Source organism: Roseovarius sp. MMSF_3359 (assembly GCF_030733385.1).
GTDB lineage: Bacteria > Pseudomonadota > Alphaproteobacteria > Rhodobacterales > Rhodobacteraceae > Roseovarius.
In genome coordinates this window covers 16,312-36,511 of record NZ_JASHJC010000018.1, presented here as the reverse complement: position 1 = coordinate 36,511, position 20,200 = coordinate 16,312, and the positions used below count along the sequence as shown (strand labels likewise).

At 61.0% G+C, this 20,200-nt stretch carries 25 protein-coding genes; all 25 read right to left on the bottom strand.

What is annotated here, in order from left to right; translation table 11 throughout:
• Positions 1-14 precede the first annotated feature (14 nt).
• The 25 genes from nuoN to RBB29_RS19720 all read right to left on the bottom strand — a co-directional run bounded on the left by nuoN (position 15) and on the right by RBB29_RS19720 (position 20,050).
• Positions 15-1,451 carry an NADH-quinone oxidoreductase subunit NuoN gene (gene nuoN / locus RBB29_RS19840; protein WP_306116653.1) on the bottom strand — a complete coding sequence of 479 codons (1,437 nt, stop codon included), beginning with the start codon at positions 1,449-1,451 and terminating at the stop codon, positions 15-17.
• A 15-nt stretch (positions 1,452-1,466) separates the two neighbouring features.
• Positions 1,467-3,014 carry an NADH-quinone oxidoreductase subunit M gene (locus tag RBB29_RS19835; RefSeq protein ID WP_306116652.1) on the bottom strand — a complete coding sequence of 516 codons (1,548 nt, stop codon included), beginning with the start codon at positions 3,012-3,014 and terminating at the stop codon, positions 1,467-1,469.
• On the bottom strand, positions 3,014-5,137 hold the full coding sequence (gene nuoL, locus RBB29_RS19830) for an NADH-quinone oxidoreductase subunit L (protein WP_306116651.1): 2,124 nt from the start codon (positions 5,135-5,137) through the stop codon (positions 3,014-3,016). Before nuoL ends, RBB29_RS19835 begins: the two co-directional genes overlap by 1 nt.
• 4 nt (positions 5,138-5,141) lie before the next feature.
• Positions 5,142-5,447, bottom strand: a complete 306-nt coding sequence (gene nuoK / locus RBB29_RS19825; RefSeq protein ID WP_299848573.1) for an NADH-quinone oxidoreductase subunit NuoK — start codon at positions 5,445-5,447, stop codon at positions 5,142-5,144.
• Between the two features lie 44 nt (positions 5,448-5,491).
• Positions 5,492-6,100, bottom strand: coding sequence for an NADH-quinone oxidoreductase subunit J (locus RBB29_RS19820; RefSeq protein WP_306116650.1), 609 nt, complete (start codon positions 6,098-6,100; stop codon positions 5,492-5,494).
• On the bottom strand, positions 6,097-6,510 hold the full coding sequence (locus tag RBB29_RS19815; RefSeq protein WP_306116649.1) for a carboxymuconolactone decarboxylase family protein: 414 nt from the start codon (positions 6,508-6,510) through the stop codon (positions 6,097-6,099). The genes RBB29_RS19820 and RBB29_RS19815 overlap by 4 nt, the downstream gene beginning before the upstream one ends.
• Complete coding sequence (gene nuoI, locus RBB29_RS19810) at positions 6,507-7,001, bottom strand: NADH-quinone oxidoreductase subunit NuoI (protein ID WP_306116648.1); 495 nt, start codon at positions 6,999-7,001, stop codon at positions 6,507-6,509. Before nuoI ends, RBB29_RS19815 begins: the two co-directional genes overlap by 4 nt.
• A gap of 1 nt (position 7,002) precedes the next feature.
• A complete protein-coding gene (gene nuoH / locus RBB29_RS19805; RefSeq protein ID WP_306116647.1) occupies positions 7,003-8,040 on the bottom strand; it encodes an NADH-quinone oxidoreductase subunit NuoH in 1,038 nt (345 codons plus the stop codon).
• Between the two features lie 7 nt (positions 8,041-8,047).
• A complete protein-coding gene (locus RBB29_RS19800) occupies positions 8,048-8,449 on the bottom strand; it encodes a hypothetical protein (protein WP_306121209.1) in 402 nt (133 codons plus the stop codon).
• Positions 8,449-10,467 carry an NADH-quinone oxidoreductase subunit NuoG gene (gene nuoG, locus RBB29_RS19795; protein WP_306116645.1) on the bottom strand — a complete coding sequence of 673 codons (2,019 nt, stop codon included), beginning with the start codon at positions 10,465-10,467 and terminating at the stop codon, positions 8,449-8,451. The genes RBB29_RS19800 and nuoG overlap by 1 nt, the downstream gene beginning before the upstream one ends.
• Positions 10,468-10,474: 7 nt before the next feature.
• Entirely contained in the window at positions 10,475-10,885 is a 411-nt protein-coding gene (locus RBB29_RS19790) for a DUF5333 domain-containing protein (RefSeq protein ID WP_306121208.1), read from the bottom strand.
• Between the two features lie 121 nt (positions 10,886-11,006).
• Positions 11,007-11,339 carry a hypothetical protein gene (locus RBB29_RS19785; protein ID WP_306116643.1) on the bottom strand — a complete coding sequence of 111 codons (333 nt, stop codon included), beginning with the start codon at positions 11,337-11,339 and terminating at the stop codon, positions 11,007-11,009.
• A gap of 49 nt (positions 11,340-11,388) precedes the next feature.
• The gene (locus RBB29_RS19780) at positions 11,389-11,805 is read right to left on the bottom strand and encodes an MAPEG family protein (protein WP_306116642.1); all 417 of its coding nucleotides are present in this window, start codon (positions 11,803-11,805) and stop codon (positions 11,389-11,391) included.
• A 4-nt stretch (positions 11,806-11,809) separates the two neighbouring features.
• Positions 11,810-13,105 (bottom strand): NADH-quinone oxidoreductase subunit NuoF, encoded by a 1,296-nt coding sequence (gene nuoF / locus RBB29_RS19775; protein ID WP_306116641.1) that lies wholly within the window; start codon positions 13,103-13,105, stop codon positions 11,810-11,812.
• A gap of 6 nt (positions 13,106-13,111) precedes the next feature.
• Positions 13,112-13,330, bottom strand: coding sequence for a DUF5337 domain-containing protein (locus RBB29_RS19770; RefSeq protein WP_306116640.1), 219 nt, complete (start codon positions 13,328-13,330; stop codon positions 13,112-13,114).
• A gap of 13 nt (positions 13,331-13,343) precedes the next feature.
• Positions 13,344-14,018 (bottom strand): NADH:ubiquinone oxidoreductase, encoded by a 675-nt coding sequence (locus RBB29_RS19765; RefSeq protein WP_306116639.1) that lies wholly within the window; start codon positions 14,016-14,018, stop codon positions 13,344-13,346.
• 34 nt (positions 14,019-14,052) lie between these two features.
• A complete protein-coding gene (locus RBB29_RS19760) occupies positions 14,053-15,222 on the bottom strand; it encodes an NADH-quinone oxidoreductase subunit E (protein ID WP_306116638.1) in 1,170 nt (389 codons plus the stop codon).
• Positions 15,222-15,506: a hypothetical protein gene (locus RBB29_RS19755; RefSeq protein ID WP_306116637.1), complete on the bottom strand. Its 285-nt coding sequence runs from the start codon at positions 15,504-15,506 to the stop codon at positions 15,222-15,224. Before RBB29_RS19755 ends, RBB29_RS19760 begins: the two co-directional genes overlap by 1 nt.
• A 32-nt stretch (positions 15,507-15,538) precedes the next feature.
• Entirely contained in the window at positions 15,539-15,901 is a 363-nt protein-coding gene (locus RBB29_RS19750; protein ID WP_306116636.1) for a hypothetical protein, read from the bottom strand.
• Positions 15,901-17,133 (bottom strand): NADH-quinone oxidoreductase subunit D, encoded by a 1,233-nt coding sequence (locus RBB29_RS19745; protein ID WP_306116635.1) that lies wholly within the window; start codon positions 17,131-17,133, stop codon positions 15,901-15,903. Before RBB29_RS19745 ends, RBB29_RS19750 begins: the two co-directional genes overlap by 1 nt.
• Entirely contained in the window at positions 17,130-17,309 is a 180-nt protein-coding gene (locus RBB29_RS19740) for a hypothetical protein (protein ID WP_306116634.1), read from the bottom strand. Before RBB29_RS19740 ends, RBB29_RS19745 begins: the two co-directional genes overlap by 4 nt.
• Positions 17,306-17,914, bottom strand: coding sequence for an NADH-quinone oxidoreductase subunit C (locus tag RBB29_RS19735; protein WP_306116633.1), 609 nt, complete (start codon positions 17,912-17,914; stop codon positions 17,306-17,308). The genes RBB29_RS19740 and RBB29_RS19735 overlap by 4 nt, the downstream gene beginning before the upstream one ends.
• A gap of 25 nt (positions 17,915-17,939) precedes the next feature.
• Entirely contained in the window at positions 17,940-18,473 is a 534-nt protein-coding gene (locus tag RBB29_RS19730) for an NADH-quinone oxidoreductase subunit B family protein (RefSeq protein ID WP_306116632.1), read from the bottom strand.
• Positions 18,464-18,829 (bottom strand): NADH-quinone oxidoreductase subunit A, encoded by a 366-nt coding sequence (locus RBB29_RS19725; protein ID WP_306116631.1) that lies wholly within the window; start codon positions 18,827-18,829, stop codon positions 18,464-18,466. The genes RBB29_RS19730 and RBB29_RS19725 overlap by 10 nt, the downstream gene beginning before the upstream one ends.
• A 171-nt stretch (positions 18,830-19,000) precedes the next feature.
• On the bottom strand, positions 19,001-20,050 hold the full coding sequence (locus RBB29_RS19720; protein WP_306116630.1) for a cobalamin-independent methionine synthase II family protein: 1,050 nt from the start codon (positions 20,048-20,050) through the stop codon (positions 19,001-19,003).
• Positions 20,051-20,200: the final 150 nt, after the last annotated feature.

The following is a 20,200-nucleotide window of genomic DNA, read 5'->3' as shown; positions in this document are numbered from 1 at the left end:
GGGGCGATCCGGGATCAGTTGACAAGCGTGGCCGCGGCGGCTTCGGCGATGGTTTCGACGCCGAACATGTTGATGATCCCCACCAGCATGACCGTGGCCGACACCATCAGAAGGCTCCACAAGACCGGCGAGCGGGCAGTTTCAAGCTCTTCCTGCTCTTCGCCGAAATACATAAAGAAGACGATCCGCAGGTAGTAGAATGCGCCGATGACCGAAGCGATCACGCCCGCGACAGCAAGCCAGGCCAGCCCGCCATCATAGGCGGCGCGCAGCACGTAGAACTTGCCGAAGAAACCCAGAAGCGGCGGGACACCGGCGAGGCTGAACAGAAGGACCAGCATTGCCATCGCCCGCGCGGGATGCGCCTTGGAATACATGTTGAGGCTCGCGATATCGGTGACCGGCTGGCCGTCACGCTCCATCGACAGGATGAAAGCAAAGGTACCCACGTTCATCGTCACGTAGATCGCCATGTAGATCAGCATGGCCTGCACCCCGAACGCGGTTCCGGCGGCAAGGCCCATCAGGGCAAAGCCCATATGCGCGATCGAAGAATAGGCCATCAGGCGTTTGATGTCGGTCTGGCCAATCGCGGCCACGGCACCCAGGAACATCGACAAGACGCTCAGAAGCGCGATCACCTGCTGCCAGTCGCCCACGACCCCGCCATAGGCGTCATGCACGACGCGGGCAAAAAGCCCCATAGCGGCCATCTTGGGGGCGGTAGCAAAGAAGGCGGTGATCGGTGTGGGCGAGCCTTCGTAGACGTCCGGCGTCCACATGTGGAATGGCACGGCGCTGACCTTGAAGGCCATGCCGGAGATGACGAAGACGATACCAAAGAGCAGACCGAGAGGCGCCTGACCTTCGGCCGCCGCGATGATGCCCGAGAAGAGCGTTGTGCCCGCGTAGCCATAGGTGAGCGAAGCGCCATAGAGCAGCAAACCCGAGCTGAGCGCGCCGAGGACGAAGTATTTGAGCCCTGCCTCGGTCGACTTGGCGCTGTCGCGGCGCAGGGAAGCCACGACATAGAGCGCCAGCGATTGCAGCTCGAGCCCCATGTAGAGCGCCATCAGGTCGCCCGCGCTGACCATCACCATCATGCCGACAACCGCAAGCGCGATGAGCAGCGGATATTCAAACCGCAGGATGTTGCGGCGGGCCATGTATTCCTGCCCCATGACCAGCACCGCCGCGGCACTCAGCAGGATCGTGACCTTGGCGAAGCGCGCAAACCCGTCATCGACGAACATGCCGCCGAAAGCCTCGCGCGTGCCATTGGCCGTGGCCCCGACGAAGAGCGCCATCGCGACGAAAAGCGCCGCCGTGAGCCAGACGAGCATCCCCGCCATCTTGTCCTTGCCGGTGTAGACCGTGAACAGAAGCGCCGCCATCGCATAGACCGACAAGACGATCTCGGGAAGGATTACATTCAGATCAGCCTGGATCATGCCAAGGGCCTCCGGTTAATGCGAATTGGCTGCGGTCTGGCTAGCGGCGTGGCCGTCTGCCAGGGCAGCGTCGTAATTGGTAATGAGCGCCTCGACCGAGGGGCCGATGATATCGGTGACAAGGCTCGGGTAGACACCCAGCAGGATGGTCATCACCACCAGCGGCGCAAAGATCGCGCGCTCACGCTTGCCCATGTCGGAGATCGACTTGAGGCTTTCCTTGATAAGGTCACCCATGACGACCCGGCGATAGAGCCAGAGCGCATAGGCTGCGCTGAGGATCACACCCGAGGTCGCCACCAGCGCCACCCATGTGTTGACCTGGAAGATGCCGACCAGGGTCAGGAATTCCCCGATGAACCCCGAGGTCCCCGGCAGGCCGACATTGGCCATGGTGAAGAGCATGAAGATCAGCGCATAGGCCGGCATGCGATTGACCAGCCCGCCATAGGCGTCGATCTCGCGCGTGTGCATCCGGTCATAGATCACGCCCACGCAGAGGAAGAGCGCGCCCGAGATGAAACCGTGGCTCAGCATCTGGAAGATCGCACCATCAATGCCCTGCTGGTTCGCCGCAAAGATGCCCATGGTGACGTAACCCATATGCGCGACGGATGAATAGGCAATGAGCTTCTTCATATCCTCTTGTGCGAGGGCAACCAACGAGGTGTAGACAATCGCAATCGCCGACATCCAGAGGACCAGCGGCGTCATCACCTCGGACCCGATCGGGAACATCGGCAGGCTAAACCGCAGGAAGCCGTAGCCGCCCATCTTGAGCAGGATCGCCGCCAGTACGACCGACCCGGCGGTCGGGGCCTGCACGTGGGCATCGGGCAGCCAGGTATGGACCGGCCACATCGGCATCTTGACCGCGAAGCTCGCGAAGAAGGCGATGAACATCAGCGTTTGCGCGCCGCCGACGATATAAACGCCAAGGATGCTGAAACTGTCGGAGGCGAACTGGTGGTTCATCAGCGTCGGAATATCGGTGGTGCCCGCATCGGCGAACATCGCCACCATCGCCACCAGCATCAGCACCGAGCCGAGGAAGGTGTAGAGGAAGAACTTGAAGCTCGCGTAGATCCGCTCCTTGCCGCCCCAGATCCCGATGATGAGGAACATCGGAATGAGGCCCGCCTCGAAGAAGAGGTAGAAAAGCACCAGATCGAGCGCCATGAACACGCCCAGCATGAGCGTTTCAAGGATCAGGAAGGCGATCATGTATTCCTTGACCCGGTGGGTCACGTTCCACGACGCGGCAATGGTCAGCGGCATCATGAAGGTGGTCAGCATCACGAAAAGGACACTGATCCCGTCCACGCCCATCTTGTATTGCAGGCCCAGGAGCCAGTTACGTTCCTCGACGAACTGGAAGCCCGTATCACTGGCATCGAACCCGGCCAGGATGAAGAGCGACACCACGAAGGTCAGCGAGGTGGCAATCAGCGCCACCCACTTGGCATTGCGCTGCGCGGCCTCGTCCTCACCCCGCAGGAAGACCGCCAGAATGAGCGCGGCAATCGTCGGGATGAAGGTGGTGATGGAGAGAAGGTTATCCATTATTCAGCCCCTCCGGTGAAACTCATCCAGGTGATGAGCACCGCGATACCAATGACCATGGCGAATGCATAAGTGAAGATGTAGCCCGACTGCGCGCGCCCTGCGAGGCGGGTGAAGAAGGGGATGATCCCCATCGCAACCCCGTTGATCGTGCCGTCGATGACGCTGCCATCGCCCCGTTTCCAGAAGAACGAGCCCAATGCCATTGCGGGCCGGACAAAGAGGAAATCGTAGATCTCGTCAAAGTACCACTTGTTGAGCAGGAAGTTGTAGAGCGGACGCTGGTTTTCAGCCAGGCGTTTGGGCAGCGCCGGATTGACGATGTAGAACCAATAGGCCGTCGCAAGGCCAAGCAGCATCGCGATGAAAGGCGAGACCTTGACCCATTTCGGCACGTAATGCGCGTCGTGCATGACGTGGTTGTCCTTGCCGGTGTAAATCGCGCCCTCGCCTGGCTTGCCGGCAAACACGTAGGATGTTTTCTTCTTGTCCTTGCCTTCGGCTTTGGCCTCACCGTGGTCATCCTTGGCCTCGGCATGGTCGTCGCCGTGGCCGTCATCATGACCCTCATCATGGGCTTCCTGCGCATAGGGCACCCCGAAGAAAGACGCGACCTCGTTGGTCTTGCCGAAGAAGGCGGAATACCAGATCGCACCGGCAAAGATCGCCCCAAGGCTCAGCACACCAAGCGGGATCAGCATGACCATCGGGCTTTCATGGGCGTGGTCATGGGTATGCTTGTCACCGCGCGGCTCGCCGTAGAAGGTCATGAACATGAGCCGCCAAGAATAGAAGCTGGTGAAAAGCGCCGCCACGACGAGGAGCCAGAAGGCATAACCGCCGGGCGCGAAGGCATAGGCGCTCTCGATGACCGCATCCTTGGAGGCAAACCCCGCAAAACCAATCCAGCCGGAGAGCGGAATGCCGACACCGGTGATGGCCAGCGTGCCGATCATCATGGCCCAGAACGTGTAGGGCAGCTTCTTGCGCAGACCGCCATAGTTCCGCATGTCCTGCTCATGGTGCATCCCGTGGATGACCGACCCGGCGCCCAAGAAGAGCATCGCCTTGAAGAAGGCGTGGGTGAAGAGGTGGAACATCGCGACCGAATAGACGCCCACACCCGCGGCCACGAACATGTAGCCCAGCTGCGAGCAGGTCGAATAGGCGATCACGCGCTTGATGTCGTTCTGCACCAGCCCCACCGTGGCTGCAAAGAAGGCCGTAGAGGCGCCGAGGTACATGACGAACATCTTGGCTTCGGGGGCAAACTCCATCAGCGGCGACATGCGGCAGACCAGGAACACGCCCGCCGTCACCATGGTCGCCGCGTGAATGAGCGCCGACACCGGTGTCGGGCCTTCCATCGCATCCGGCAGCCAGGTGTGCAGGAAGAGCTGCGCCGACTTGCCCATGGCGCCCACGAAGAGCAGGAAGGCAATCAGGTTGGCCGCGTTCCAGTCCGTCCAGAGGAAGGTCAGCTGCGTTTCCGCCAGCTCTTGGGCGGCGGCAAAGATATCGTCGAACTTGATCGAGTCCGTCAGGTAGTACAGCGCGAAGATGCCAAGGGCGAAGCCGAAATCGCCTACGCGGTTGACGACAAAAGCCTTGATCGCGGCCGCGTTGGCGCTCGGTTTGCGGTAGTAGAAACCGATGAGCAGGTACGAGGCGAGGCCCACGCCTTCCCAACCGAAGAACATCTGCGCCAGGTTGTCGGCGGTCACCAGCATCAGCATCGCGAAGGTGAAGAGGCTCAGATACGCAAAGAACCGCGGGCGGTAGCTCTCCTTTTCCTCGTCAAATTGACTATCGTGCGCCATGTAGCCCATGGAATAGAGGTGCACGAGCGCCGAGACGGTTGTGACCACAATGAGCATGATCGCCGTCAACCGGTCGAGGCGGATGGCCCAGGCGGTGTCGAGCGTGCCCGACTGCACCCAGTCGAGGACGTGAATGTATTGGGTTGTGCCATCGTGACCCAGGAACACGATCCAGCTCAGGAAGGCGCAGAGGAACAGAAGGCCCGTGGTGACCCATTGCGCCCCCTTGTCCCCGATGATCCGCCAGCCGAAACCTGCGATGATGGCCCCGATCAGCGGCGCGAAGAGGATGATCTTTTCCATAATATCAGCCCTTCATCACGTTGACATCTTCGACCGCGATCGTGCCGCGGTTGCGGAAGAAGCAAACCAAGATCGCGAGGCCAATCGCCGCCTCGGCAGCCGCCACGGTCAGCACGAAGAGGGTAAAGACCTGCCCCACCAGGTCGCCCGCGTAGCTTGAGAAGGCGACGAGGTTGATGTTGACCGACAAGAGCATGAGTTCGATCGACATCAGAAGGATGATGACGTTCTTCCGATTGAGGAAGAGGCCGAAAATGCCAATGACGAACAAGGCCGCCGCCACCGTCAGATAATGTTCCAAACCTATCATGTCGTCCCTCGGTTTCTTTTTTTGCCTGGGTCAGTTCGGTGGCGTTAAAGCCCCTGCCCCGGTTTCACGTCTTTGAGTTCCATCGCCTTGGCCGGATCGCGGTACATCTGCGCCAGCACGTCCTGGCGTTTGACATCCGCGCGGTGACGCAGGGTCAGGACGATCGCCCCGATCATCGCCACCAGCAGGATCAGACCGGCCAGTTGGAAGAGGAGGAAGTATTTGTCATAGAGCAGGAGGCCAAGCGCCGCCGTGTTCTGCACACCTTCGGGTGGCACTGCCGCGCGGGCCGCTTCGGCGCCCTCGGCGGTTTCCCAGACACCGTAGGCGAGGCCGAACTGCATCAGGAGTATCATCCCGATGAGCAGCGCCAGCGGCATGTATTTCGCCATCTCCGCCTTCAACTCGGCAAAATCCACGTCGAGCATCATCACCACGAAGAGGAAGAGCACCGCGACCGCGCCGACATAGACGATGACCAGAAGCATCGCCACGAATTCCGCGCCGAGCAGGACAAACAAGCCCGCCGCGCTGATGAAGGAGAGGATCAGCCACAGCACCGAATGCACCGGGTTCCGGCTGATGACGGTGAAAAGTCCGCCCACCAGTACCGAAATCGCAAACAGGTAGAAGCATAGGCTCGCGATGGTCATGTCTCTTTTCCCTCTTCCTCGTGCCCGTCGAGCACCTCGCGCGCGGTCTCCATCGCGCGGGTCATCGACGGCAGGCCCGCGAACATCGACATCATCCCGATGGTCTCGGCTATCTCATCCTTGGTGGCCCCGGCCTCAAGCGCGTGGCGCACGGTCATGCGGATCTGCGTATCGCTCTGCGCGCCCAGCATCGTGAGCCCCGACAGCGTGATCAGCAGCCGCGTCTTGGCATCCAACCCGTCCTTGCTCAACCCCTTGCCAAAACTCATTTCCATGAATTCCTTGGGCATGGTCGGCCAGAGCTTTTCAAGGTCCTTGGGCGTGAAGGATTCCAGCGCCGGATTGAAGGCTTTCGCCATCTCCTGCGCCTGGGCCATCATCGCGGCAAAGGGGTTGGTGGTGTCGCTCATCGGTAAGGCGCGTCCAGTTCGAGGTTGCGGGCGATCTCGGCTTCCCAGCGTTCACCATTGTCCAGCAGTTTCTGCTTGTCGTAAAACAGCTCCTCACGGGTCTCGGTGGCAAACTCGAAATTCGGCCCCTCGACGATGGCATCGACCGGGCAGGCCTCCTGGCAGAAACCGCAATAGATGCACTTGGTCATGTCGATGTCATAGCGCGTGGTGCGGCGCGACCCGTCATCGCGGGGTTCCGCGTCGATGGTGATCGCCTGCGCCGGACAGATCGCCTCGCATAGCTTGCAGGCAATGCAGCGTTCCTCGCCATTGGGATACCGGCGCAGCGCATGCTCGCCCCGGAACCGCGGGCTCAGCGGGCCCTTTTCATGCGGGTAATTCACCGTGGCCTTGGGCGCAAAGAAATACTTCAGCCCCAGCTTGAAGCCCTTGATGAAGTCGGTGAGCAGGAAATATCCCGCCGCGCGTCCGTAATCTATCTGTGTCATATCAGCCTCCTACGGCCCAGCGGGCCCATGCGCCGCCGAGGACTTCGAATTTTGCGAGGAACGAGACGATGACCACCCAGGCCAGCGAGAGCGGCAGGAACACCTTCCAGCCGATCCGCATCAACTGGTCATAGCGGTAGCGCGGCGTGATCGCCTTGACCATCGCGAAGATGAAGAAGAAGAATGCCATCTTGGCGATCATCCAGAAGACGCCATCCGGCAGACCCGGGATGGGCGAGAGCCAACCGCCGAAGAAGAGAAGCGAGGTCAGCGCGCACATCAGGAAGATGGCGATATATTCGCCGGCCATGAAGAGAAGGAACGGCGTCGAGGAATATTCGACCTGATACCCAGCCACCAGCTCGGACTCGGCCTCCGGCAGGTCGAAGGGCGGGCGGTTGGTTTCGGCCAAAGCCGAGATGAAGAACAGGAAGACCATCGGGAAATGCGGCAGCCAGTACCAGCTAAAGAAGCCATAATCGCCATCCTGCGCGGCGACGATATCGCCGAAATTCATCGAACCTGTCGAGATGATGACGCCGATGATGATGAGGCCAATGGAGACCTCGTAGGAAATCATCTGCGCCGCTGAGCGGAGGGACCCCAGGAACGGGTATTTCGAGTTTGACGCCCATCCCCCCATGATGACGCCGTAAACCTCCAGCGAGGAAACCGCGAAGACAAAGAGGATGGCCACGTTGATATCGCTCAGAACCCAGCCGTCGTTCATTGGAATGACCGCCCAGGCGAGGATGGCCAGCACGAAACTGGTCATCGGCGCCAGCATGAACACCGCCTTGTCGGCGCCCGCGGGGACAACGACCTCTTTGACGACATATTTCAGTGCGTCCGCGACCGATTGCAAAAGCCCGAAGGTCCCCACCACGTTCGGGCCGCGCCGCATCTGCACCGCCGCCCAGATCTTGCGGTCGCCGTAGACCAGAAACAGCAGGCTGACCATGACGAAGGCGATGACCGCCAGACATTGCGCCACGATCAGAACCGCGATCCCGAGGGGGGTTGTAAAGAATTCAGCCATCAGGTCCTCACACCATCGGTATTCCGTTTTCCGCGCAATGCGCGGCGACGACTTCTGCGTCGATTGTCTTCAGTCCACGGGGCAGCGCCGGTGAAATCGTATAAACCGCATCGCCGCGCCAGATGCCACCCTCTTCGACCACATTCGTGCGTACATGACGCGCAAAACCGTAGCCCCGGATCAGGGTATATTGCGCAGCGGCGCATTCGGCGTATTGATCCACATCATCGGCCAGGTCTTCGCCCACCATCGCGACGTGGAAATTGACCAAATCACCGTCCAGTAGCCGCGTGTCGATCCCCCGATAAATGGGGGCATCACGGCTGACCTCGTCGGTCTGCGTGTCACAGCCCGCAAGCCCCGCCGCAAGGGCAAGGACCATGGGGGATATGACCAGCGCGGTGCGCATTACTCGGCAGCCATCGGTTTGCTACCACGCGCCTTGGCATTGGCGCTGAGCTCGGCCATGAGCTGGCTTGCGCGGGCGATCGGGTTGGTCAGGTAGAAATCCGCGATTGCGCCGCGGAAATCGGCCTTGCCAAGCGTGCCCGCGGGCAGCGCCTGCCACTCGTTTTCCGGAACGTCGTCGATCTGGGTCAGGTGCTGTGCGACCTCGACCATCGCCTGCCTGAGCTGCGCGAGGTTGTCATAGGGCAGCGCCGCGCCCATCTCGCCGCTGAGCGCCCGCAGGATCGCCCAGTTTTCCTTGGCCTCACCGGGCGCGAACCCCGCACGCAGCGCCAGTTGCGGACGGCCTTCGGTGTTGACGAAAAGCCCTTGTTCTTCGGTGTAGGCCGCGCCGGGCAGGATCACGTCGGCGCGATGCGCCCCACGATCCCCATGGCTGCCCTGGTAGATGACAAAGGCACCATCGGCGATCTCGACCTCATCCGCGCCGAGATTGTAGATTACCTCGGCCCCGTCGATGGCCGCATTGAGCCCGCCTTCGGTGGTGCAGCCCACATCCATCGCACCCACCCGGGCCGCGGCGGTATGCAGGACCAGCAGTTTGGATTTGGTTTCATCGGCCAGGCGCATCGCGGCGGCCAGAACCGCCTCGCCATCGGCCTCGCGCAGGGCGCCCTGCCCCACGATCACAACGCTCGGCGCGTCCAGCACGGCGCCATGTTCCTTGCCCAGAACCCCCTCCAGCGCGGCGCGGTCCGTGCCGACATGGGTGTAGTCGAAGGTCAGATCGACCGCTTCGCCGATCAACCCAACCGTGGCTCCGCGGCTCCATGCCTTGCGGATGCGGGAATTCAGCACCGGCGCCTCGACCCTCGGGTTGCTGCCGATGAGCATGATGAACTTCGCCTCATCAATGTCCTCGATGGCCGCCGTGCCGACATAGGCCGACCGGTTGCCCGCGGGCAGTTTCGCGCCATCGGTCCGGCATTCGACCGAGCCACCCTGCCCTTCGATCAACTGCTTGAGCGCAAAGGCGGCCTCGACCGGGGCCAGATCGCCCACCAGACCGGCAATCTTCTTGCCCTTCATGGCAGCGGCCGCAGCGTCAAGCGCCTCGCCCCAGCTTGCCGGGCGCAGCTTGCCGTTTTCACGAATATAGGGCCGGTCAAGGCGCTGACGGCGCAGACCATCCCAGACGAAACGCGACTTGTCGGAAATCCATTCCTCGTTCACGCCATCATTGTTGCGCGGCAGGATGCGCATCACTTCGCGGCCCTTGCAATCCACGCGGATGTTCGACCCAAGCGCGTCCATCACGTCGATGGTTTCGGTCTTGGTAAGCTCCCACGGGCGAGCGGTGAAGGCATAGGGTTTCGAGACCAGTGCGCCCACCGGGCAGAGGTCGATGATGTTGCCCTGCATGTTGCTGTCGAGCGTCTCGCCCAAATAGGCGGTGATCTCGCTATCCTCGCCGCGACCGGTCTGACCCATCTGGGTAATCCCGGCGACCTCAGTCGTGAAGCGCACACAGCGGGTGCAGGAGATGCAGCGCGTCATGTGGGTTTCGACCAGCGGGCCGAGATCAAGGTCATCCACGGCGCGCTTGGCCTCGCGGAAACGGCTGAAGTCCACGCCGTAAGCCATTGCCTGGTCTTGCAAATCACACTCACCGCCCTGGTCGCAGATCGGGCAATCGAGCGGGTGGTTGATGAGCAGGAACTCCATCACCCCCTCGCGGGCCTTCTTGACCATCGGGCTGTTGGTCTTGACCACGGGCGGCTGTCCCTCGGGGCCGGGCCGCAGATCGCGCACCTGCATCGCACAGGAGGCGGCGGGTTTCGGCGGGCCGCCCACGACCTCGACAAGGCACATCCGGCAGTTCCCGGCAATCGACAGACGTTCGTGGTAACAGAAACGCGGCACTTCGATCCCGGCCTGTTCACAGGCCTGGATCAGCGTCATCGCGCCATCTACCTCGATCTCGTTATCGTCGATGATGATCTTGCGTAGGTCGGACATCCCAAATTCACCTTGCTCTCAGTAAAGCGCCGATCTGGCTTTGTTTCTGGATTTCAGCCCGGCCCAACACGCACAGGCTCTCCGGGTCCAGGTTGCTGGCCCCTTTGGATTGGAAATAGGCGTTGCGGCGCAGGCGCATCTCGGCCTTGTTTTCCTTGTTCTCGATATAGTTGTCGATCTCTTCATCGCTGTAGCCACGCGACGATGCCAGCTCCTTGAGACCCACCGCATAGGAGCGTGCCTTGAAAATCCGGGCCGAAATGCTGTCACATCCCCGCCGGATCTTGTCGGCCACCGCGATGATAAGCAGGCCGTCGTTGATGTCTTTTTCATTATAGAGACCGGATTGGGCCGACGCCCCCACCGATGTCGCGGCAAGCGCAATACTCAGCGCCAATGTGGACAAAATACGCATCATGTGTCTCCTCTCATGCGAAAGCCGGGCGCCCCCGAGAATGAGGCCCCCCGCATCGCAAAAGTGGAGCGGCCAGCGCCTGATATGCAATAACAGGCCCCGCAACACATTGATATGACGCGCTTTATTCCCATACTTTACAGCGCCCTCTCAGCACCAGATTACCCTTGCTCGTCGACAGTTGCGCATCCTCCGCATCCGGTCCGATCTGCCAGTCGATCTCGGAATACCCGAAGGTCTCGACGCAGTAGCGCGTACCAGCGTGGCGCCCTGCCTCGCGTGCGCCGGGCAGGCCCTGCGAAGCCTTACGGACATTGACCACGAAGGATTCGCGATCGCCCTTCACCTTCTTGGCCTTCGCAGGATAGTATTTCCCGTCGAAATAGACCCGCTTGTCCTTGTTCGTGCATCCGGCAAGCATCAAAGCCGACGCCATAAACAGTACCAGCATCCTCATGTGCACCCCTCCCCCAACGGGCCGATGATATGTCTGCATCACCTTCACCCTAAAGCACCGCAAAAATCGCCAGCAGCGCCAGCAGGATACAGGCCAGCCAACCGGCCACGTAAACAAACGACCGCGCGCTCATGTCCGGCTTGCCAATGCCACCGATATGAACCACCGCCAACACCACACGGCTCAGGAAAAACACCGACGCCAGGAGGTTCACCCAAAACGGGCTGGCCCCAGCCAGGATCGCGGCGACCGTACAGGCCACGAAAAACCCCATGGTTTCCGAGAGGTTGCTGTAGGCGCGATGCCAGCGATAGACCTCGCTCGTGTAATCCGCCGCAGGTTCCGCACCGGGCGCGAGGCCCAGCTTGGACTTGCGCATGGCCGAGAGCGGGCTCAGCACCAGCCCGAAGATGGCCATCCCCGCCATCGCCACGATCGCATGTCCGTATGTTGCGAATTGTTCCATATTTCTACTCCGCCGCCACGGCGCTGACCGCGCCGGTGCGTTTCGCCTTGATCCGGTCCTCGATCTCGTCGCGGAAATTGCGGATGAGGCCCTGGATCGGCCAGGCCGCCGCGTCGCCAAGGGCGCAGATCGTGTGACCTTCGACCTGCTTGGTCACATCGAGCAGCATGTCGATCTCTTCCGGCTCCGCATCGCCTTTCACAAGTCGGTCCATGACCCGCATCATCCAACCCGTGCCTTCGCGGCAGGGCGTACACTGACCGCAGCTTTCGTGCTTGTAGAATTTCGACAGCCGCCAGATCGCCTTGATGATATCGGTGGAGTTGTCCATCACGATCACCGCCGCCGTACCCAGCCCCGAACGCTGGTCACGCAGGTAGTCGAAATCCATGATCGCCTCTTTCATGTGCTCACCGCGAATGCAGGGCACCGAGGAGCCGCCGGGGATCACCGCCTTGAGGTTGTCCCACCCGCCGCGAATGCCGCCGCAATGCTTGTCGATCAACTCCTCGAAGGTGATCGACATCGCCTCTTCGACGACGCAGGGGTTGTTCACATGGCCCGAGATCGCAAAGAGCTTGGTGCCCGCGTTGTTCGGGCGGCCAAAACCCGCAAACCATTCCGGCCCGCGCCGCAGGATCGTCGGCACAACGGCGATGGATTCGACGTTGTTCACCGTGGTCGGGCAGCCATAAAGCCCCGCCCCCGCCGGGAATGGCGGTTTCATCCGAGGCATGCCCTTCTTGCCTTCAAGGCTTTCCAGAAGCGCGGTTTCCTCGCCGCAGATGTAAGCGCCTGCGCCGTGGGCCAGGTAGAGGTCGAAATCCCAGCCAGACTTGCAGGCATTCTTGCCGATCAGACCGGCATCATAGGCCTCGTCAATCGCCGCCTGCAATGCTTCTTTCTCGCGGATATACTCGCCGCGAATATAGATGTAGCAGGCATGGGCATTCATAGCGAACGACGCGATCAGGCAACCCTCGACCAACGTATGCGGGTCATGGCGCATGATCTCGCGGTCCTTGCAGGTGCCGGGCTCGGATTCGTCGGCATTCACCACCAGGTAGGCCGGACGGCCATCGCTTTCCTTGGGCATGAAGGACCATTTCAGCCCCGTGGGGAAGCCCGCGCCGCCGCGTCCACGCAGCCCGCTCGCCTTCATCTGTTCCACGATCCAGTCGCGCCCGTTTTGCAGGATTTTCGCCGTGCCATCCCAATGGCCGCGTGCCTGCGCGCCCTTGAGCGTGCGGTCATGCATCCCGTAGAGATTGGTAAAGATACGGTCCTGGTCTTTCAGCATCCGTGACTACCCCTGATTATCCTGACGCGCGCGCCAGATTTGAAATACCATCCAAAGGCCCCAGACGAAGCCTGCGAAAGCGATCAGATCGAAAAGCGCGCGTGTGCGGTTGTCGAGGCCCAACTGGCCCCCCACAAAGGACGCCACGACCCAGAAGACCGCCGTTCCGGCGATCACCAGGGAGGCTTTGCGACCCTTCTTGCTTTCGTCGTCCTGCGCGCTCATCGCTCATCATCCGTCAATACACGTCGCCATCTTCGACGCGTTTCGAAAATTCGGTCTCTCCACCGGCGGCCAGGGTCTTGGCCTGTTCGACCCAGCCATCGCGGCTGACGCGGCCCCTAAACCCTTTGAGATTGGCATCCATCCACGCCACCTCGTCACCGCTCCAACTCGCCACCTGCCGGAAATGGTAGATGCCCATTGACTGCAACTGCTGCTCCAGCTTGGGGCCAACCCCCTTGATCCGTTTCAGATCGTCCGCCTTACCGTCCTGCGGTTCGGACAAGACCTGCGGCTTCGTGCCTTCATCTGCATCCTCGTCGCTGGACGCTGTGGCTGGTTCCGGTTTGGGGGCGGGCGCCGGTGCCGCTGCGGCGGGCTTGGCCTCGACGGGTTTCGGTTCTGCCGCGGGCTTCGCGGTCGCCGCGGCCGGTGCGACGCCCGAAGCCTCCTTGGCCTTCTCAAGGGCGGTTCGACCCATGTCCAGCATCGACGCAGACCCCTCGGGTTCGCCGGTGCAGACCAGCTTCTGAAAGAGACTGCCCAGAACGGCAACCGTTACGATCCCGAAGATAATGCCGAAGAACCAACCCACGACCGAACTCATGCCAATCATCATCGCCAAACCGCCAATCGCGGCCAGCGCCCAGCAGACGATGCGGCAAGTACTCCAGTTTTCAGTTGTGCTCATGACAAATCTCCCAGTCGTCGGTTAGGCTCGCTCCTCAGTACACGTCCCCTTTCTTGACCCGGTCGGAAAACTCTGTTCCCTTGCCGGATGCCAGCAGTTTGGCCTGCTCGACCCAGTTGTCGCGACTGACACGCCCCTTGAAGCCCACAAGGCTCTGATCGGCCCATGCGACTTCTTCGTCGGACCAGTTCGCAATCTGGTCGAAGTGATAAATCCCGTGCGAATTCAGCAGCCCCTCAAGTTTGGGGCCAACACCCTTGATCTGCTTCAAATCGTCCGCCTTACCGTCACGGGCCGCGCTCAGCGCTTCGGGTTTGGTGCCGGCATCCGCCGGCGCGGCGGCGGGCACGGGTGCGGATTTCTTGGGTTTTGCCTTGGATTTGGCAGCGTCCCCCTTCGATGCTTCCGGTTCGGGGATACGTTTTTCGGCGGGTGCCACGTCCTGCGGCGCTTCGTTGATCTTCACGTTCGGCGCATCGGGGTGATGGTTCGCCCCATGATCGCGCCACGGCGTCAGAAGCGGCACCTCCGTGCCGTCAATGCGCTTGACGGTCTCGCCGATATCCGTGGCAAGCTGCACGCTGGCATTGTATTTGGTCTGCCCGCTGTCGAATTCCTTGAGGCTGGTCAGCCCGCTCAAGGGTTCCGACGCATAGCGCCCGTTCTGCGGCCCGGGCGTCGGCACCTTGCCTGCGGCCAATTCGTCAATGATCTCGCCCAGACGTGCGGCGGTCAGGTCCTCGTAGTAATCCTTGCCAATCTGCGCCATCGGCGCGTTGGCGCAGGCGCCCAGACATTCCACCTCTTCCCAGCTGAACTTGCCATCGGCGCTCAGCGTATGGGGTTTGTCGGCGATCTTTTCGCGGCACACCGCGACCAGGTCTTCGGCCCCGCAGATCATGCAGGATGTCGTACCGCAAACCTGAATATTCGCAACGGAACCAACCGGTTGCAGTTGGAACATGAAGTAGAAACTGGCCACTTCCAGCGCACGGATATAGGCCAGTCCCAGCATATCGGCCACATATTCGATCGCCGGACGGGTCAGCCACCCCTCCTGCTCCTGCGCGCGCCACAGAAGCGGGATGATCGCGCTGGCCTGACGCCCTTCGGGGTATTTTGAAATCTGCCCTTCGGCCCAGGCCTGATTGGCGGACGTGAAGGCAAAGCTGTCGGGCTGTTCAGGGTGAAGACGGCGTAGCATTAAGCGCAGGCTCCTGTTGTGAGTTTCACACCGCCATCTTCGAGGGATTCGGCGCGATCCGCGGCAAGCTGGTACTTGGTGATGGCCAAAGTCTGCTCGCGGGTCAGGCCCGCTTGCAATTCTACCGGCAGGTAATCGGATTCGTGTTTGAGGACGCAGCCGATACTGGCCACGGCGGCCTCGTATTCAGCGATCTTCTCGCGGCTCACCCCGTCCGGCGGCAGGGCGCAGCCCGCCAACATCAGACCGGCGGCCATCAGGCAAAGAATAGGTTTCCGTGTCATGCACACCATCCAATCGTCTCATCAGTCATTCGTCACGCCTCCTGCTGCATCGCAAGAAGGGCCACCGCCACCACAATCAACGCCGCAATCCCCGCCCCAAGATGCTTGGCGATGGGGAAATTGCCCCGCGCATAGATCCAGGCATCCGCGAAGCCCATGAAGGCGAAGGTCGCAAAAAGCACCGCGATGACGTTCAGATCGCCATATAGCGTGGCCCCAAGCGCCAGGATCGTGAAGGCGATGTAGCGGTCGGCCATCACCTCGGGCAGTTTCTCCGAGCGATGGGTCGTTTGCTCAAGCCCGGCCACCGGATCACGCAGGAACGCGAGCGCCAGCGCCCCCGTCACCAGGATCCCCACACCCGACAGGGCTATGGCGGCCGTGTAAAGCGTCATTACCGGTCAATCTCCCCGAACACGACGTCCATGGTGCCGATGATCGCGGCCACGTCGGCCAATTGGTGACCGCCTGCGACATGGTCCATCGCCTGCAGGTGCAGGTATCCCGGCGCGCGGATCTTGGCACGGTAAGGTTTGTTGGTGCCATCGGCCACCAGGTAGACGCCGAATTCACCCTTGGGCGCCTCGACCGCGGCATAGACCTCACCGGCGGGCACGTGGAAGCCTTCGGTGTAGAGCTTGAAATGGTGGATCAGGCTTTCCATGCTGGTCTTCATGTCGCCGCGCGTGGGCGGTGTCAGCTTGCCACGGGCCAGCACATCGCCCTGCCCTTCGGGCGCGCGCAGCTTGGCAATGGCCTGATGGATGATGTGCAGCGATTGGCGCATCTCTTCCATGCGGCAGAGGTAGCGATCATAGCAGTCGCCATTCTTGCCCACGGGGATCTGGAATTCGAACTCGTCATAGCATTCATAGGGCTGCGCGCGGCGCAGATCCCAAGCCATGCCGGAGCCGCGCACCATCACACCGGAAAAGCCCCAATCAAGCGCCTCCTGCTCGGAGACCACGCCGATATCGGCATTCCGCTGCTTGAAGATGCGGTTTTCCGACAGGAGCCCGTCGATATCGTCGATCACGGCGGGGAACTCATTGGCCCATGTCTCGATATCGTCAATGAGCTCGGGCGGCAGGTCCTGATGCACGCCGCCGGGGCGGAAATAGGCGGCGTGGAGCCGCGCCCCGCAGGCGCGCTCGTAGAACACCATCAGCTTTTCGCGCTCCTCGAACCCCCAGAGCGGCGGCGTCAAAGCGCCCACATCCATCGCCTGCGTGGTCACGTTCAAGAGGTGGTTCAGGATGCGGCCGATTTCGGAATAAAGCACCCGGATCAGGCTGCCCCGGCGCGGCACCTCGGTGCCGGTGAGCTTCTCGATGGCCAGGCACCAGGCATGTTCCTGGTTCATCGGCGCCACGTAATCCAGCCGGTCGAAATAAGGCAGGTTTTGCAGGTAGGTGCGGCTTTCCATCAGCTTTTCGGTGCCACGGTGCAGAAGGCCGATATGCGGGTCACACCGCTCGACAATCTCGCCGTCGAGCTCCAGCACCAGCCGCAGTACGCCATGCGCCGCCGGGTGCTGAGGCCCGAAATTGATGTTGAAGTTGCGGATCTGCTGTTCGCCGGTCAGGGCGTCTTCGTAACCGCGTCCTGTGTTGGAGCCGTCCATCATGCCAATCCCCCCGTACGCACACGGATAAACTGATTAGAGCCACACATTTTCTCTTTTGATATCAAAGACACGCAGCGGATTTTTCTAAGCGCGAAGATTTTTTTTAAATCTGCAGCCCCTGCAAGCACGAGAGCAGCGACAACAAGTTCCAAGACCTCAGTCAGAAACGGGATCATTTCGCCTCCTCCTGCTTCTCGTCACCCGGCAGGATGTATTCGGCCCCCTCCCAGGGGGACATGAAATCGAACTGGCGATATTCCTGCACCAGCGAAACAGGCTCATAGACGACCCGTTTCTGCACCTCGTCATAGCGCACCTCGGTGTATCCCGTGGTCGGGAAATCTTTGCGCAGCGGATAGCCACGGAAGCCGTAATCGGTCAGGATGCGGCGCAGGTCCGGGTGGCCGGAGAACAGGATCCCGTACATGTCAAAGACTTCGCGCTCGAACCAGTTGGCAGACGGGTGCACCTCGACAATCGACGGGACCATCTCCTCCTCGCGGACGGCGACGCGCAACCTGATGCGCTGGTTCTGGTACATCGAGAGGAAATGATAGACCACGTCGAACCGCTTGGCCCGCTCGGGGTAGTCCACGGCGGTGATGTCCACGAGGGTCGAGAATTTGCAGGTCTGATCGTTCTTCAGAAACTCCACCAGCCCCACGATATTCGAGAGCGCCACATCGACATTCAACTCGTCATGAGCCACGTCCCAGCCCAGTACACAATCGGTGCGCTTCATCTCGATATGAGTGCCAAGTTCGTTCAGCGCGTCAGTCATCGTCATTCATCCTTTCACGCGCCAGTTAGCGCACGATTGTCCCGGTCCGGCGGATTTTGCGTTGCAGCGCCATGATCCCGTAAACCAGTGCCTCGGCAGTGGGCGGGCAGCCGGGGACGTAGATATCCACGGGCACCACCCGGTCGCAGCCGCGCACAACGGAATAGCTGTAGTGGTAGTAGCCGCCCCCGTTGGCGCAGGACCCCATCGAGATCACGTAGCGCGGCTCGGGCATCTGGTCATAGACCTTGCGCAGGGCGGGCGCCATCTTGTTGGTGAGCGTGCCGGCCACGATCATCACGTCGGACTGGCGCGGGCTGGCGCGGGGGGCAAAACCGAAGCGTTCCACGTCATAGCGTGGCATGGCGGTGTGCATCATCTCGACCGCGCAGCAGGCAAGGCCAAAGGTCATCCAGTGCAGCGAGCCGGTGCGCGCCCAGTTGATGATGTCCTCGGAGGTGGTCAGCAGGAAGCCCTTGTCCTGCAGGTCACGGTTCAGCTCCTGCGTGGCGTATTCGCGGTCAGCGCCCGCGACATTTGTTCCGGTTGCTACTCCCATTCCATCGCTCCTTTGCGCCACTCATAGGCAAACCCGGCGGTCAGAACGCCCAGGAAGACCATCATAGACCAGAAGCCCACCATGCTGATGTCCTTGAAGGCCACGGCCCAGGGGAAGAGCATCGCGATTTCGAGGTCGAAGATAATGAAAAGGATCGAGACCAGATAGAAACGCACATCGAACTTCATCCGCGCATCGTCGAAGGCGTTGAAGCCGCATTCATAGGCGCTGACTTTTTCCGGGTCGGGGTTGCGGACGGCGACGACGACAGCGGCAAGAATCAAAACCAATCCCAAACCGATGGCGATGGCCAGAAACACGAGAATGGGAAGGTATTCCCTCAGCATCTCTTCCACGTGGTGGCTCCTTTCATGCGCTTGAATTGCCGCGCATTCAGATGGCTGTACAGACTATAGTCGGGTTTACCCCTGCCCCATGGTGGGGTCAACCTGACCGGGACATTTTAAACGACGTCCCTGCCACGGAAAAGATGCACGCCGTGAAGGTCGGGTTTGCCAGCGGCCTGCCTAGATGGATTTGGCCGCGTCGGCCATGTTTTTCAGCTTTTTCATCGCCAGATCGCGCCCCAGGAAACCGAGCCCGCAATCCGGTGCCGCAATCAGCCGGTCCGCCGGAAGATGGGCCAGCACCTGTGTCATCCGGTCGCGAATTTCCTCGACTGTTTCGAGGCGGCTGGAAGCCACGGTGACGAATCCCACGATCAGTTTCGATTTCACAAAGCGCGGGAACAGGTCGGACGGGTTGTGCCGGTGGGCATCTTCGATCGAAATCTCATCGGCAAGACCATCCACCGCCTCGGCGATCTGCGCGTAGGAGGCCTGATCCGCCTTGGGGTAGTCGTCCTGATCGAGATAGGACGGATAGCCGCAACACATGTGGACGATGCGATTGACCTCCTCGGGCAGGCCGTGAAAACACCGCTCCAGCGTTTCCATCCCATAGGCCAGCGCCGCATCCGGTTTGCGGGCAAAGATCGGCTCGTCCACCTGGATATTGCGGCATCCGGCATCTGCAAGGGCGCGGATCTGACCGTTGAGCGCATCTGCAAGGTCGCGCGCCAGGGCGGGCGCGTCGTTGTAGTAGGCATCTGCGGTCGTGTCCGAGATCGTCATCGGCCCCGGCACGGTGATCTTGACGGGTCGGCCTGCGGCCTCTTCCGCCACTTGCCAGTCGCGCACGAGGGTCGAGGTATCGGTCGCCCGGATCGGTGCGCGGATCGTGGGCAGTTCGGATTTATAAGCGCCGTTGCGCTGCACCGTCTCGGTCAGGTTCTCGAAATCAAAGCCTTCGAAGTGACGGCATTGATAATGCACGTAGTTTTCGCGTCGCTGCTCCCCATCGGTGGGCAGGTCGATGCCACAGGCGATCTGATCTGCAACCGCCTCCGCGGTGGCACGATCAAGCAGCGCCTCGACTTCGTCCTGATCCGTCTCGGACCATTTCCGCAGGACCTTCTCGCCATAATCGTCATCATCGCACCGCACCTGGAACCAATCGGATATCGGCACGTAATCTGGCTTCGGATAGGCTCCGATACAGGTGGTGGGCAATGGCATCGCGGCGTCCTTCGATCTCGGTCTGTGTGAGGAGGATGTTAAGGCAGATCTGATTTCAGCGGAACCACAGCCTGTTAAATTTTGGCTTGAAGCGGATACCGAGACGTTACGCAAATCGCGGAATCAAGGCCGCAGGCCGCCGCGCATCGC

Bases quoted from the DNA above. Each gene is read 5' to 3' on its own strand.
- RBB29_RS19800 (WP_306121209.1), bottom strand. From the start codon at position 8,449: ATGCGCACCGCGCTGGTCATATCCCCCATGGTCCTTGCCCTTGCGGCG.
- nuoK (WP_299848573.1), bottom strand. From the start codon at position 5,447: ATGATAGGTTTGGAACATTATCTGACGGTGGCGGCGGCCTTGTTCGTC.
- RBB29_RS19760 (WP_306116638.1), bottom strand. From the start codon at position 15,222: ATGCTACGCCGTCTTCACCCTGAACAGCCCGACAGCTTTGCCTTCACG.
- RBB29_RS19770 (WP_306116640.1), bottom strand. From the start codon at position 13,330: ATGAGCGCGCAGGACGACGAAAGCAAGAAGGGTCGCAAAGCCTCCCTG.
- RBB29_RS19785 (WP_306116643.1), bottom strand. From the start codon at position 11,339: ATGAGGATGCTGGTACTGTTTATGGCGTCGGCTTTGATGCTTGCCGGA.
- RBB29_RS19740 (WP_306116634.1), bottom strand. From the start codon at position 17,309: ATGATCCCGTTTCTGACTGAGGTCTTGGAACTTGTTGTCGCTGCTCTC.
- RBB29_RS19780 (WP_306116642.1), bottom strand. From the start codon at position 11,805: ATGGAACAATTCGCAACATACGGACATGCGATCGTGGCGATGGCGGGG.
- nuoG (WP_306116645.1), bottom strand. From the start codon at position 10,467: ATGTCCGACCTACGCAAGATCATCATCGACGATAACGAGATCGAGGTA.
- nuoN (WP_306116653.1), bottom strand. From the start codon at position 1,451: ATGATCCAGGCTGATCTGAATGTAATCCTTCCCGAGATCGTCTTGTCG.
- nuoL (WP_306116651.1), bottom strand. From the start codon at position 5,137: ATGGAAAAGATCATCCTCTTCGCGCCGCTGATCGGGGCCATCATCGCA.
- nuoF (WP_306116641.1), bottom strand. From the start codon at position 13,105: ATGCTGAAAGACCAGGACCGTATCTTTACCAATCTCTACGGGATGCAT.
- nuoH (WP_306116647.1), bottom strand. From the start codon at position 8,040: ATGGCTGAATTCTTTACAACCCCCCTCGGGATCGCGGTTCTGATCGTG.
- RBB29_RS19735 (WP_306116633.1), bottom strand. From the start codon at position 17,914: ATGACTGACGCGCTGAACGAACTTGGCACTCATATCGAGATGAAGCGC.
- nuoI (WP_306116648.1), bottom strand. From the start codon at position 7,001: ATGACACAGATAGATTACGGACGCGCGGCGGGATATTTCCTGCTCACC.
- RBB29_RS19755 (WP_306116637.1), bottom strand. From the start codon at position 15,506: ATGACACGGAAACCTATTCTTTGCCTGATGGCCGCCGGTCTGATGTTG.
- RBB29_RS19745 (WP_306116635.1), bottom strand. From the start codon at position 17,133: ATGATGGACGGCTCCAACACAGGACGCGGTTACGAAGACGCCCTGACC.
- RBB29_RS19765 (WP_306116639.1), bottom strand. From the start codon at position 14,018: ATGAGCACAACTGAAAACTGGAGTACTTGCCGCATCGTCTGCTGGGCG.
- RBB29_RS19750 (WP_306116636.1), bottom strand. From the start codon at position 15,901: ATGACGCTTTACACGGCCGCCATAGCCCTGTCGGGTGTGGGGATCCTG.
- RBB29_RS19835 (WP_306116652.1), bottom strand. From the start codon at position 3,014: ATGGATAACCTTCTCTCCATCACCACCTTCATCCCGACGATTGCCGCG.
- RBB29_RS19730 (WP_306116632.1), bottom strand. From the start codon at position 18,473: ATGGGAGTAGCAACCGGAACAAATGTCGCGGGCGCTGACCGCGAATAC.
- RBB29_RS19720 (WP_306116630.1), bottom strand. From the start codon at position 20,050: ATGCCATTGCCCACCACCTGTATCGGAGCCTATCCGAAGCCAGATTAC.
- RBB29_RS19820 (WP_306116650.1), bottom strand. From the start codon at position 6,100: ATGACCATCGCGAGCCTATGCTTCTACCTGTTTGCGATTTCGGTACTG.
- RBB29_RS19815 (WP_306116649.1), bottom strand. From the start codon at position 6,510: ATGAGCGACACCACCAACCCCTTTGCCGCGATGATGGCCCAGGCGCAG.
- RBB29_RS19790 (WP_306121208.1), bottom strand. From the start codon at position 10,885: ATGATGCGTATTTTGTCCACATTGGCGCTGAGTATTGCGCTTGCCGCG.